The sequence below is a fragment of the Shewanella sp. 10N.286.52.E4 genome (genome assembly GCF_041468785.1).
Classification (GTDB): domain Bacteria; phylum Pseudomonadota; class Gammaproteobacteria; order Enterobacterales; family Shewanellaceae; genus Shewanella; species Shewanella electrodiphila.
This window is the reverse complement of sequence record NZ_JBFRJJ010000002.1, coordinates 98,235-111,301: the sequence shown is the minus strand read 5'-3', so window position 1 is coordinate 111,301 and position 13,067 is coordinate 98,235. Positions and strand designations below refer to the sequence as shown.

Here is a 13,067-nt window from a genome sequence, read left to right as displayed (position 1 = left end):
CTGTTACTGTTACTGTTACTTTGCAGCAAATCTGTTTTAGCTTTGTTCGCAATGCTACTAATATTTTCTTTTCGAATAGTTAACTCTTCTATTGAATTTTTATGCTTTGAACGCACACTGTTCACTTCTTTTAAAGAATCCAATTTCCCCATTATGAATGACATTATTGCTTCCTTACCTTTAGTGTTAATTGTTGCGTTAACGCTCAACTGATTTAGAAAGAACATTGATGTGATAAATCACAAATAGCAGTGCAAATATTTAACAGTTTAATTAATCACAATAATCTAACATTGTTAACAATTAAATATATTTAATATTTTAACTCAATTTTCAATCAATTTTTCAAGGATAAACAATGTCAGTAAACGTTAAATCAACACCTTCTAAGCACCAGGTTACCGATCCACATGGCATAGTTATTGGCCAAGGAGATTTCCAATATCGAGTTAATATGCATTGGAATCAAATCAGCTCAAACCAATTACCTGTAGAGAATTGTCATGACCTTGCTTTTGACTCTCAAGGTCGAATTATTATGGTGAGTGATCATCCGCAAAATAATATTATTATTTACAACAAGGACGGTAAGCTTATCGATGCTTGGGGTGGGCAATTTCCAGGCGCTCACTCTGTAAAAGTTAATCATGAAAATGGAGAGGATTTTTTATACGTTGTCGATTGTGGTTGGGTGATTAATCGTCTTTGGACACCAAGTAATGGCTTAGATCGAGTCGTTCCTCAAGCAGGATTCATTGCAAAACTCACGCTTACAGGTCAATTGATATTCACTATCAGTCATCCTCAAACCATAGGTGTTTATCGTCCAGACCAACCATTTAGACCTACCGATATCGCCATTGCAGATAACGGCGACATATACGTGACTGATGGCTACGGTTCGGATTACGTTTTACAATACGACTGCAACGGAAAATATATCCGTCATTGGGGCGGGCATGATAATAGTGACGAACGTTTAAACTTAGCTAACACCCATGGTATTGGTATCGACAAGCGCCAATCTGTTAAAAGTGTTTCTTCTGATAATTCACAGCATCTCATCATTAGCTCTCGTGCTGACAATACATTAAAACAATATTCTTTAACTGGCGACTACCTCGACACCATTGATGTTGCAGGTGCTTATATAGGTGGACCCGTATTTCATGGCGACCATTTTTTTGCGCCTGTGTGTTGGTCGCACATTGATGGCCATAATGCTGATAATTCTGGTTTCATTAGTGTTTTTGATATTAATAATAAAGTCATATCAAATTTGGGTGGAACAGCGCCTGAATATATTGATAACGTTTTACAGCCTATGCAAACCACTTGGGATGTATTTAAGCACTGTCATGGACTATGTATCGATAATGACGAAAATATTTATGTTGGCCAATGGAATGCGCAGCAAACCTATCCAATACAGCTAATTAGAATATAACCTTTTCATTGTAAAACCGGCTTTTGGCAATAATAGAAGCCATGTTAAATACATAAGAACCGAGAACTATTTAAGTTTACTGGCAAGTACTTGTCATAAGCTAACAACATAGTTAAATGGCATAATGAATAAAACGTTAATTGCTGTTAGCAGCCTAATTGTTTGGTAATTTGGGCTGCTGTATTCATAACAAGGTGTTTAATTTTCTCAGTGCTATATTTTGCGCCTAATTGTGTATTTAGTGAAGATACAGAGAGTGCAGCAACCACTGACCCTAGTGGTTTTCCAATCAAGGTTGAAAAATCATATACACCTTCTGTCAGCTCACTTTTACCTGCTATGTAACTCAGTTTTTGTATATTAGCAAGTTCGTTAATAAAAGCGGTTTGTTCATGTGATGCTAACTGAATAAAGCCTTGATCACGTTTTAAAATCATATCTCGTACTTCTTCATTACTGTTTGCCAATAACACTTTACCTGATGCAGTAGTGCTCGTTGGGAAAATTGAACCTTCGGTAATATTCAATGACACAGGGGTATGGCTACGAGCCTGTACAATTACCATAACCTTACTCTGATACAGCATGCTTAAATGGCATGACAACCCAATTTGGACGGCTAAGTCTTCCATATGAGGAAGCGCACATTGACGCATTTGATCTACCGGAGAAATGGAATGCGATAAATTATAGAGCTTGAGCGATATACGATAACAACCTGATTTTTCGTCTCTAATTAGATACCCTCTAGCTTCTAAGCCAATTAATATGCGATAAATTTCATTAGCGCTACGTTTTAATCCCTTAGCTATTTCTGCTTGTGATTTAGGTACTGATTGTTCGGTTAAATACTCTAAGACATCCAGCGCTTTATCCAACGCAGGTACTGCGTATTTATTTTCTTGCTGATAAACCATTACTTTTATCCATTTTAAACTTTAAACCTTTAACGCTTGAAAACGTCAAATCTAAGTCATTTCCTTGCGGTTAAACCACAAAATCATCGCCGTTTACATTCATATATGAATATCAAATTTAAATTTAAATATTATTTGTATATATTGCGTTAACTGTTCTAACATTGTCAACAATCTACATAATTAAACATAAAGACTACATAATTAAACATAAAGACAATGTCAGAGGAAAAGCATGAGCAATCAATTATTGTTAACTGATAAGCAAGTACAAGACTTTCACCGAGACGGTTACGTTATTGTGAAAGGCTATTACAACCAAGCAGAAATTAGCAAACTACAAGATACGGTATTTAATGATGAATCCTTATACCAACGTGCTTGGTATAAAAAAGATGCCACTGGCACAGTAAGCAAAGTGTGTTTATGGCAAGAGTTAGGTGACGATTTTTATAGCATGTTTTCCCGTGGTAAGCGCTTAGCCGATTCTGTGGAAAAGATCCTTGGTGAGCCGGTATTTCATACTACAACTAAAATTATGATGAAAGAGCCTTTAGTGGGTGGAGCATGGGAGTGGCATCAAGACTACGGCTATTGGGCAACCGACAATTTCCATTTATACCCTAAAATCGTTAGTTGTATGATCGCAATTAACAAAGCAACGATAGAAAACGGTTGTCTAGAAGTATTGAAAGGTTCACATCATATTGGCCGAATTGATCACAACAAAACTGGCGATCAAAAAGGTGCAAATATGACATTTGTTGAAGAAGCATTAAAACATCATGAGCTAGTAAAAGTTGAATTAGACCCTGGTGACACGCTTTTCTTCCATTGTAACTTGTTGCATAAGTCAAACCAAAACACTTCAACAGAACCACGTTGGGTGATGATACCCGCATATTGCGCCGAGTCAGCTAAACCATTTAGAGAGAACTCTTTGGTATACATGCCACTCGAAAAAGTAGAAGACAATGCCATAATAAATTGGCGAGAAACTGCATCGGCTTAAGTTGATGCTACTTACATACTGACTAGTTTACCATTTTGCACAAGTATACAATCCATACCAGCATTTTGTGCTGCTTGAAAGCCTATTTGAGTATCCTCAAACACAATACACTTGTGTGCTGGGATACTCATTTTACTGGCCGCGGTTAAGAATGTTTCTGGGTGTGGTTTGCCATTTTTAACATCCGATGACGTCACCAGTGCTGCCAAGTTAGATAAAATACCGTGTTCTGCTAACAACTCTTCTGCATGCTTCCTATCGGAACCTGTACCAACGGCTATCGGCATTTTATTTAAATAAAACTGATATATTTCATTAGTTACCTGAATGAGTGCTGGTGTCGATGTATCTTCTCGCCAGAAACTTCTTTTAGTGAATGTAACAGCCTCTGGATCATGAGACAGATTAAATTTCTCATTTAAAAGCACCGCTATTTGTTTTGTAGGTACACCACCTAAATTCCACATGTAAGCTTTGTCGAATGGAATACTGTAATGTTCACAGGTTCTTTGCCATGCTTTTGCATGTCTTGGCATGGAGTCAACTAAAGTGCCATCCATGTCAAAGATTATGCCTTGATATTTATTTAAATCCACGGCCAACTCCTGCTCTGAAGCTTATGTAAAGTAAGCTAAATTCTTACACATAGAACCAATAAATAACACAAGCTTTCCATACCGGCATACTCAAACAGCATATATTTAATACTTTTCGGCCTTATGTAGGTATTTAAAGCTCAATTTGCACAATATTATGTTGTTAACTATTTACAATGTTATTTGATAAAACCGAGATAGCACAATGAAAGTAAGTGAATTACCAGATCCGTTTGAGCAGACTCGCCTTAACGAAGGCGCTGCAATCATTGATGACCAAGATGACCCTGTCACTATGGTTTTGGGGCTAAAAGATGTTAGAAAGTGCGCCCATAACTGGAAAGTATTTCAATCTGGCGGCGAAGAAGTTGGCCGTATCGTTGTACCTTCTGAAATGGCTATTCGTGATACTCGTCAAATACCTTTTGAAGTTGACCCACCTAAACATAAAGGCTATCGCGATTTAGTTGAACCTTGGTTTAAACGTCCTTTAAAACTCGCTTATCAAGAAAAACTTAGCGATATCATTAATGATCTTGTTGATGAAGTTATCGCTAGGCCGACAGTTGAAGTAGTCACAGACTTTGCACTCAAATTACAATCACGCGCTCTTACTTTACTGCTTAACATTCCTTATGAGGAATCTGAGCTTTGGATCAGTTGGGGGACGCATGTATTTAGAAGTGATGACACTGCACTTGATGCCAGTAAAGCTAATATTTTATATGACTACATTGACACACAAATAGATAAAGCCGCGAAAAATCCAGGTGATGATTTATATTCGCTGCTGCTTAAAAGTGAAGCAAACGGTAAAAAGCTTACCAGAGAAGAAGTTAAAGGCGTGATGATTCTTACCTTTGCCGGGGGACGCGATACCATTATCAATGCTGTTACTAATACAGTTGCTTATTTAGCTGATCATCCAGAGTCATTAGTGAGATTAGATATTGAGCCTGACATTACTGGAAAAGCAGTGGAAGAGCTTGTTCGTTATTTCTCACCACTAACCCATATGGGACGCATTGCCACGGAAGATACTCAAGTATGTGAACATGCAATAAAAGCACAAAGCCGCATTTCATTATGCTGGGCTTCTGCAAACCGCGATAGTAAAGCATTTGAAAATGCCAATGAAGTGGTACTTGATCGTAAAATCAACCCACATGTCGGTTTCGGATTTAGTACCCATAACTGTTTAGGCGCAACGCATGCTAGGCAACTACTAGCCTTATTACTTAAATCATTAGCATCTAAAGTCAATTCAATTACCGTTAATAGCGCTGAAGATAATATTGAAGACTGGGATAAGTTCCAGCGGAAAATAGGTTTTCACGCTTTGAATGTCACGTTCAAGGCTAAGTAAGTTAATTGTATCTTAGGGGGAAATTATGGCGAAAATCACATTTATTACACAAGAAGACGAGCAAGTAACGTTAGAAGCAGACTCAGGCTCAGTGATGGAACTGGCCGTTCAAAATGGTATCTCTGGCATCGATGGCGACTGTGGTGGTGTATGTTCATGTGCCACCTGTCATGTTCACGTAGCTCCGGAATACCAAAGCAAGGTAGGTAAGGCCAGCGAAATAGAGCAAGACATGCTGGAATTAGACGACAATGCGAATGAACATAGCCGCTTATGCTGTCAAATTGAAATATCAGAAGATATTGATGGCGTTATTTTAACGGTAGCTGGCTAACGTTAGCCATTAACAAAAACATAGAGAACATTATGTCGTTATCTGAACATCAAACTTGCCTAATCATAGGCGCAAGCCACGGCGGCATTAGCGCTGCTTTTTCACTAAGAAAAGAGGGTTGGCTAGGTAGTATTATTTTAATTGATAGCGACCCTACACTGCCTTATCACAGACCACCGCTTTCTAAAGCCTACTTAACGGATGTAAATGCTGATCAACCGCAGGTACTTAAAGCAAAGACGGCTTATGATAAAGCTAACATTACTTTAATGTTAGGTGAAAAAGTAACACAACTGGATCCAGAGAAACAAATAGCCCTTTTGGCAAATGGTGTTTCCCTTCGCTATAACAAATTAATTATTTCTACTGGTGCACGCCCTTTTATTCCTCCTATTAAAGGATTAGATACGGCCCAAAATGTTTTTGCACTGCGCACTGCAGAAGATGTTAACCAAATTCGTACAAGGTTCAACCATACTGAACAAAAGCGAGTTGTAATCATTGGTGGTGGTTATATTGGTTTAGAAACCGCTGCCTCACTTAATAAACTAGGCGGAAAAATTTCCGTACTAGAGCGTGAGAGCCGTTTACTTGCTCGAGTTACATCGCCAGAAATGTCTGCATATTTTGAACAACTGCACTTAAACAACGGCGTTAACATTCAAACTTCTAAAAATGTGCAAGCTATAAAATATTCAAACGACGAGCAAATAGTTTGCTGTGAAGACGGCAGCAACTATCCAGCTGACATTATTCTTATTGGTGTTGGAGTTCGGGTAAACCAAGAGTTAGCTGAGCAGGCTGGTATTGATGTAGATAAAGGTCTTATAAAGGGCATCAAAGTTACAAAAACCTGTCAAACTAACCACGATGACATTTATGCAATAGGAGACTGCGCATACCACCATAATCAATATTACGATCGCTGGCTGCGTTTAGAATCAGTACAAAATGCAGTTGACCAAGGCAAAGTCGCGAGCGCAAACATTTGTGAAAAAGACAACACGTATAATGCTCTACCTTGGTTTTGGTCAGATCAATTTGATGTAAAACTTCAAATGGTTGGTTTAGCGGCTGGTTACGATAATATTGTCATTCGTAAAGAACTGTGTGAAAGACTTAGTAAAGAATTTAGTGAAAAACTCAGTGAGCAAAAGGCAGCACAAGAAAGATTTTCTGTTTGGTATTTTAAAGGTGATCGCTTGCTTGCTATTGACGCGGTAAATCACGCAAAGGCTTATGTGTTAGGCACAAAGCTTTTAAAAACACATTCGACATTAAACAAAGCTCAACTCGCCAATAGCCAAACTGATTTGTCTATTGAAGCTCTTACTCGGTAACTTTAACTATTGTATTCCATGCTGTGCAGCATTCTCTCACCCCATAAGGTTAAATAGGATGGCCTTAGTTGACTTTGGTTAGTTGACTTTGGTTAGTTGGCTTTGGTTAGTTGACTATAGCTTAGTTACGAAAATAGCTAGGTATGAAAATAGCTTAGTTATGACTCTAGCTAAGCTAAAACTAAATAGCGGGCTAGCCCTTTCATTCTGTATGATTTGGATTAAGCCTGCCATTCTCTAACTTTCCTGAGCAAGTGTTGAATTTTCCTAACCAGTGGACCAATAGCATAGAGGCAATTTAGTACATTAATCTGAATAAAAATTGAATTTAGCCACCCTACTTTTAAGAGCGGCCAATAATCCACACATTATCCAAAACATCAATAAACGACTAAAAATGAGATTTTAAATCTTCACTTCAGGCCACAACGCCATTCAGTTATTAGCCATAGGGTTAAAGCAAAACTAGTTTGGATAACCATTCGGATTTTTAGATTGCCAGCGCCAAGTATCTTTCATGATGTCTTCTAATGACTTTGTAGGCTGCCAACCTAATTGAGCTTTCGCTTTGGTTGCATCGGCCCAAAAAGCGGGTAAATCACCATCTCGACGAGGTGAGAATTCATAATCCACCTTTTGCTTTGAATATTTTTCAAAACCATGAACAATTTCAAGTACGGACAAAGGCTCACCTGTACCTAAGTTAAATGCTTCACAGCAACCACTGTGTTGTTTTATTAACCATGTAAGGGCATCTATATGACCATCGGCTAAATCCGTAACGTGAATATAGTCTCGTAAACAAGTGCCATCTTTAGTTGGGTAGTCATCGCCAAATATAGCAAGCTTTTTACGCTTTCCTACCGCAACCTGAGCAACAAATGGCATTAAATTATTCGGTATGCCATTTGGGTCTTCACCAATTTCTCCACTAATATCAGCACCTATTGGATTGAAGTACCTTAAGTTTGCTACTTTAAAATCACTGTTAGCTTTACAATAATCCATTAAAATTTGTTCTACCATGGCTTTGGTTTTACCATAGGGGCTTGAAGGATTACCTATTGGCTGACTTTCTTTATAAGGCGGCTCGTTTGCTTCACCATAAACGGTTGCCGACGAACTAAAGACTAGCTGATTAACATTAAATTTTTTCATCACAAACAACAACATCATCGTACCTTGAACGTTGTTGTAATAATATTCCAGAGGTTTTTGTACTGACTCTCCAACCGCTTTTAGACCTGCAAAATGTATGACTGCATCAATTTTATGTTTAGAAAAAACATACTCCATAGCTTCTTTATCTAGAATATCGGTCTCTATGAAGGTAACCACTTTTCCCGTTAATTTTTCAACCCGTAAAATAGATTCTTTTGAAGAATTAGACAGATTATCAACAACAACGACTTCGTAACCTTTATTAAGCAACGAAAGCAATGTATGGCTACCAATATACCCTGCTCCACCTGTTACTAGTACTTTACTCATAATTTCATCCTTGCATTAATGAGTTGTAACCACTGACACCCCTTGAACAGGCTGACTAATATATATGCTTTCTTTTAACCCTGTCTTAGCTTGATATTTTTCTTCTATGACTTGGGTGACTGAATTCACTTGTTCATCTGGTATTAAAGCGACAATGCAGCCACCAAAGCCACCGCCTGTCATACGTACACCACCTGACTCAGCTAGCACATCACCAATGATATCGACTAAAAAATCAATTTCTGGCGTAGTGATTTCAAACAAGTCACGCATTGATACATGGCTTTGTGCCATTAATTGACTAATTGATTGAATGTCATTTTCGTTAAAGGCTTTCATTGCTTCAAGCGTGCGTTGGTTTTCATATACGATATGCTCTGCCCGTTTTGCCACGGTATCATCCAATTCATGCTTTTTAAGTTCGAACAACGTAATAGGCACGTCTCTTAAATGTGATACGCCAAAGTGATTAGCAGCCACTTCACATTGCTGACGGCGGACATTGTACTCACTGTCGACCAAACCACGTTTCACATTAGAATTAACCATCATTATGGTCATCCCCTTTGGTATAGAGACATCTATCAATTTTAAGCTACGGCAGTCTATACCTAGGGCCATTTGCTCTTTACCACAAGCTGAAATTAGTTGATCCATAATGCCGCATGCACAACCGACAAAATTGTTCTCCGCCGCTTGACTTATCAAGGCATCATCTTGTTTTGAAATACCTAATTGGCAATATTGGTCAAAGGCATATGTTACCCCAACTTCTAAAGCTGCAGAGGAGCTTAAACCTGCACCTTGAGGGACATTGCCAGTAATGGCTAAGTTGCAACCTTTTAATGGATAGTTACGTTTTTGCAATTCGGCTACTACACCACGTACATAGTTTGCCCACTGCTTTCCTTTAACGTGTTCAATCGGCTCACTAAGGGAAAATTCATCCTGTTCACTTTCGTAGTCTAGTGCCACCACACTCACTTTATCATCAGCTCTAGGCGACACGGCTACAAAGGTGGCGTAATCTATCGCACATGGCAATACAAACCCATCATTGTAATCAGTGTGCTCACCAATCAAATTGACCCGGCCAGGCGCTTTAACAATAAATGATTCCGGCTGTGAAAAGTGCTGTTCAAATCCTGATTTAACTTTTTCTACTAGACTCATGGTACTTTCCTACGAGTTGGCATTTTCTTGAATGGTGTAATGAACATCTGATAAAGCACGTAAACGTTCAGCTGCTTGCTCGGCGGTGAGATCCCGCTGCGCCTCGGCCATCATTTCATAACCCACCATGAATTTTTTAATCGTGGCTGAGCGCAATAATGGAGGAAAAAAGTGAGCATGTAATTGCCATTCACTGTGAGCTTGACCATCATAAGGTGCACCATGCCAACCCATAGAATAGGGAAATGAGCATTGGAATAAGTTATCGTATTTAGCGGTAATTCTGTGCAATATTTCAGCTAATGTAGATTTTTGTTGGCTTGATAATTCGGTCATTCTCGTCACAGGGAACTTAGGCAACACTAGTGTTTCAAAAGGCCAAGCCGCCCAAAATGGAACAACGACTAGCCAATCATTATTTTCAACTACCGTTCGACTGCCGTCACTTGATTCACGTTTAGCGTAATCAAGCAACAAACAACTACCATACTCGCTTTGATAGGCGCTGAAGCTATCTTGTTTCTTTTCGACCAATGTAGGTAAATGGTTTTGCGCCCAAATTTGCCCATGGGGATGAGGATTTGAACACCCCATTACAGCGCCCTTATTTTCAAACACTTGTACCCAATGATACTTTTCAGATAGTTGAGCACATTGTGTTTGCCATGTATCGATTACGGCGCTAACTTCTTGATGAGTCAATTCAGGTAATGAACGGGCATGATCTGGTGAGAAACATATGACGCGACTTTCGCCTTGTTCTGCTTTCAAACGAAATAAAGGGTCGGATTGTTCAAAGTCAGGTGTTTGCTCATTTAATGCCGCGAAGTCATTAGTAAACACAAATGTGCCAGAATATTCAGGGTTTACTTCACCATTAACACGGGTATTCCCTTTACATAAATAGCACGACTCGTCATAACTTGGCTTTACACTGACGTCAGCTGACTCTTCTTGTCCTTGCCATGGACGTTTAGCGCGATGTGGGGATACTAATACCCACTCATTAATTAACGGGTTAAACCTGCGGTGCGGGTGTTCAGTTGGATCGAATGTCGTCATATCAATAATCTACATTTAATTGTCAACAAATAATAAAGTGAAAAATAAAAAGCTATTATCTAGCTCCCTAATTTTCGTTAATGCTTTATCTAACAGCGTTCTGGAACCTAGCCACATCTCGTATTATTTGTGCGGCGTAAATTTACAGATGTAGTTTCTTATAGCTTTCATCATATTTATGGCATAGGCCGTAATAAATACCAGATTTTTCGATTTCTATTTCTTCTGGTTGTCGCAATAAAACAATGGCTTCAGGTGCAAACTGCACTGTTATTTATGGTCCATTTGTAGCAAAGCAACTTGCGATTTCGCCTTCAAAGTTTCACACCACTACTTCGCGGTCACTAATTCCGCTTCAATTTCTTCAATGGTTTTGTGTTTAGTTTCCGGCAACAACTTGTATAAAAATGCAAAACCAACAACGCCACTGACAGCATAGAATAAAAAGACATCAGCAGCGCCTAAGTTATTTAATAACCAAGGAAAAAACTGTTGAACCAAATAGCTCACCATCGAACTAATAAAAGCAAAAACTGGAATAGCAACACCACGGACACCAGTTGGAAATATTTCTGAAAATAGTACCCAAAGTATTGGTCCTAAGGAGTAATGAAAAGCAACAATAAATAACATGATACCTGTCATCACAAGCGCAACATTAATGTTAGTCGCGCTTTGCATTAATACGCTTTCAACCGCTCTAAGTTCTGATTCAGATAACTGCGCCTTTAGCGCTGCTTTAAATTCAACATCGGTATCAAATGTTTTACCTGCCAACGCTTCAATACCTGCAACCTGGTGTGTCTTTTGAATTTCAACAATCTCATCAGTGGTAAGTTGATAAGTTGCTTGCTTAAAGCCAATATGACAAATATATAAACTTATACTAGCTAAAATAAGACCGGACATAAGTAGTGGTCGACGGCCTACTTTATCAATTAAGAAAATAGCTAAAATAGTAAAGGCTACGCCGACTACACCTACTACAACAGCATTTAGAAAAGCTGCATCTGTTCCTACGCCAATTTGTTCAAATACAGTTGGTGCATAAAATAATATGGCATTAATACCAGTTGTCTGCTGAACAATAGCGATAGTTAACGCAATAAATACCACTTTACGTAACTTGGTTGAGAACAAGGATTTAAAAGATGCGAAAAATGATTGGCTAGCGGGGTCTATTTCAAGACTTCGTTTAACTTGTGCGACTTCTTTTTCTGGCGATAAGTCATGATCAAATCGGGCAATAATCTCTTTTGCTTCTTCTTCTTTGCCTTTCATGATCAACCAGCGCGGGCTCTTAGGAACAGTAAATAAAAGGCCGAACCAAACAATGGCAGGGATAATTTCAATGCCTAACATCCAGCGCCATGTTTGCGTATCCAACCCCAGAGCTACAACCCAGTCCGCACCAGATTGTGACAACTGCAACATACCGTAGTTAATAAAATAAGCTGCTGAAAAACCAACAACTATACTTACTTGTACAATAGAAACTAGCTTGCCACGAATGTTTGCCGGTGCTATTTCACCTATATACATGGCAGCTACAGATAAAGAAGTAAAAGCCAACCCGCCAATAAACCTAGCAATAACTAAAGTTTCATAATTTGGTGCGAAGGTAGAAGCAATTGCGGAAAATATATAGATAAAGGAAATGCCGATTAGAGTTTTCTTACGACCTAGTTGATTGCAAACGTGACCCGTGAACATTAAAGCAAGTAAAACAGCTAAGCCTGGTGCACTTACCATAGTACCCACTTCCATATCCGATAATGAAAACTCAGCGGAAACATATTTTATCGTGCCAGAAATCAGCGCAGCATCGAGTCCTAATATAAAAGCGCCAAAGGCAACCACCATGGCACAATAATATACGCTGTGCGAATCACTATTCATAAACATCCCCGTTTTTACTTTTCTTTATTGTTGTTGTCTCTATGAGATCTCCCACCTAATTGAAGCGGTAAATCAACTTATGACAACTCTCCCTTAAGTTGCAATCATGTTACCCTATAAATGCGAAATTGTTAACAATTAAATATATACAAGCTTATTTTTATATCTGCAACTTAAACATAAAGCACTAATACCATTTAATTTCAATAAGTTAACGTGTGATTACCTTTAAGGAATTAGAATCGAACAATCATTAAGCCAACAAGATTACCAACCAAACACCTTACCTAAAAGTGGGAATGCTTCTCACGATATGATTATCAGCAATTGGCAAATTAACTTATTAACTTGACTGTACAGGGGAAAGCTATACATCAGCCATTACCATGTAAAAACTGTCATGCACTCGCAGTTAATAGCCAAGATAACA

General features: G+C 38.6%; 12 protein-coding genes. 5 read left to right on the top strand and 7 right to left on the bottom strand.

Annotation, left to right across the window (positions count from 1 at the left end; all coding sequences use genetic code 11):
• Positions 1-358 precede the first annotated feature (358 nt).
• On the top strand, positions 359-1,447 hold the full coding sequence (locus tag AB4153_RS00845; RefSeq protein ID WP_371996029.1) for a 6-bladed beta-propeller: 1,089 nt from the start codon (positions 359-361) through the stop codon (positions 1,445-1,447).
• 146 nt (positions 1,448-1,593) lie between these two features.
• Here the strand turns inward: AB4153_RS00845 and AB4153_RS00840 are convergent, their stop codons facing one another.
• Positions 1,594-2,364 carry an IclR family transcriptional regulator gene (locus tag AB4153_RS00840; RefSeq protein WP_303516784.1) on the bottom strand — a complete coding sequence of 257 codons (771 nt, stop codon included), beginning with the start codon at positions 2,362-2,364 and terminating at the stop codon, positions 1,594-1,596.
• Positions 2,365-2,599: 235 nt separating this feature from the next.
• Between AB4153_RS00840 and AB4153_RS00835 the strand changes: the two genes are divergently transcribed.
• Entirely contained in the window at positions 2,600-3,376 is a 777-nt protein-coding gene (locus AB4153_RS00835) for a phytanoyl-CoA dioxygenase family protein (RefSeq protein ID WP_371996028.1), read from the top strand.
• An 11-nt stretch (positions 3,377-3,387) separates the two neighbouring features.
• Here the strand turns inward: AB4153_RS00835 and AB4153_RS00830 are convergent, their stop codons facing one another.
• Complete coding sequence (locus AB4153_RS00830) at positions 3,388-3,972, bottom strand: beta-phosphoglucomutase family hydrolase (protein WP_303516788.1); 585 nt, start codon at positions 3,970-3,972, stop codon at positions 3,388-3,390.
• Positions 3,973-4,177: 205 nt separating this feature from the next.
• Between AB4153_RS00830 and AB4153_RS00825 the strand changes: the two genes are divergently transcribed.
• Genes AB4153_RS00825 through AB4153_RS00815 form a run of 3 tightly spaced genes read left to right on the top strand, consistent with a single transcriptional unit; the run spans position 4,178 to position 7,012 of the window.
• Positions 4,178-5,338: a cytochrome P450 gene (locus AB4153_RS00825; protein WP_371996026.1), complete on the top strand. Its 1,161-nt coding sequence runs from the start codon at positions 4,178-4,180 to the stop codon at positions 5,336-5,338.
• Positions 5,339-5,363: 25 nt separating this feature from the next.
• Positions 5,364-5,672, top strand: a complete 309-nt coding sequence (locus AB4153_RS00820; RefSeq protein WP_303516792.1) for a 2Fe-2S iron-sulfur cluster-binding protein — start codon at positions 5,364-5,366, stop codon at positions 5,670-5,672.
• Between the two features lie 32 nt (positions 5,673-5,704).
• Positions 5,705-7,012: an NAD(P)/FAD-dependent oxidoreductase gene (locus tag AB4153_RS00815; RefSeq protein ID WP_303516793.1), complete on the top strand. Its 1,308-nt coding sequence runs from the start codon at positions 5,705-5,707 to the stop codon at positions 7,010-7,012.
• A gap of 465 nt (positions 7,013-7,477) precedes the next feature.
• Here the strand turns inward: AB4153_RS00815 and galE are convergent, their stop codons facing one another.
• The 5 genes from galE to AB4153_RS00790 form a co-directional block, all read right to left on the bottom strand.
• A complete protein-coding gene (gene galE, locus AB4153_RS00810) occupies positions 7,478-8,503 on the bottom strand; it encodes a UDP-glucose 4-epimerase GalE (protein WP_303516795.1) in 1,026 nt (341 codons plus the stop codon).
• 15 nt (positions 8,504-8,518) lie between these two features.
• On the bottom strand, positions 8,519-9,676 hold the full coding sequence (gene galK / locus AB4153_RS00805; protein WP_371996025.1) for a galactokinase: 1,158 nt from the start codon (positions 9,674-9,676) through the stop codon (positions 8,519-8,521).
• 9 nt (positions 9,677-9,685) lie between these two features.
• Positions 9,686-10,738 (bottom strand): UDP-glucose--hexose-1-phosphate uridylyltransferase, encoded by a 1,053-nt coding sequence (locus tag AB4153_RS00800; RefSeq protein WP_371996024.1) that lies wholly within the window; start codon positions 10,736-10,738, stop codon positions 9,686-9,688.
• A gap of 142 nt (positions 10,739-10,880) precedes the next feature.
• A complete protein-coding gene (locus AB4153_RS00795; RefSeq protein ID WP_371996023.1) occupies positions 10,881-11,006 on the bottom strand; it encodes a hypothetical protein in 126 nt (41 codons plus the stop codon).
• 62 nt (positions 11,007-11,068) lie between these two features.
• Positions 11,069-12,643 carry a sugar porter family MFS transporter gene (locus tag AB4153_RS00790; protein ID WP_371996022.1) on the bottom strand — a complete coding sequence of 525 codons (1,575 nt, stop codon included), beginning with the start codon at positions 12,641-12,643 and terminating at the stop codon, positions 11,069-11,071.
• Positions 12,644-13,067 lie beyond the last annotated feature (424 nt).

What these genes read in the sequence shown, in the direction of transcription:
- AB4153_RS00825 (WP_371996026.1), top strand. Translation starts at nt 4,178, where the DNA reads ATGAAAGTAAGTGAATTACCAGATCCGTTTGAGCAGACTCGCCTTAAC.
- AB4153_RS00790 (WP_371996022.1), bottom strand. Translation starts at nt 12,643, where the DNA reads ATGTTTATGAATAGTGATTCGCACAGCGTATATTATTGTGCCATGGTG.
- AB4153_RS00835 (WP_371996028.1), top strand. Translation starts at nt 2,600, where the DNA reads ATGAGCAATCAATTATTGTTAACTGATAAGCAAGTACAAGACTTTCAC.
- galE (WP_303516795.1), bottom strand. Translation starts at nt 8,503, where the DNA reads ATGAGTAAAGTACTAGTAACAGGTGGAGCAGGGTATATTGGTAGCCAT.
- AB4153_RS00815 (WP_303516793.1), top strand. Translation starts at nt 5,705, where the DNA reads ATGTCGTTATCTGAACATCAAACTTGCCTAATCATAGGCGCAAGCCAC.
- AB4153_RS00845 (WP_371996029.1), top strand. Translation starts at nt 359, where the DNA reads ATGTCAGTAAACGTTAAATCAACACCTTCTAAGCACCAGGTTACCGAT.
- AB4153_RS00800 (WP_371996024.1), bottom strand. Translation starts at nt 10,738, where the DNA reads ATGACGACATTCGATCCAACTGAACACCCGCACCGCAGGTTTAACCCG.
- AB4153_RS00820 (WP_303516792.1), top strand. Translation starts at nt 5,364, where the DNA reads ATGGCGAAAATCACATTTATTACACAAGAAGACGAGCAAGTAACGTTA.
- AB4153_RS00840 (WP_303516784.1), bottom strand. Translation starts at nt 2,364, where the DNA reads ATGGTTTATCAGCAAGAAAATAAATACGCAGTACCTGCGTTGGATAAA.
- galK (WP_371996025.1), bottom strand. Translation starts at nt 9,676, where the DNA reads ATGAGTCTAGTAGAAAAAGTTAAATCAGGATTTGAACAGCACTTTTCA.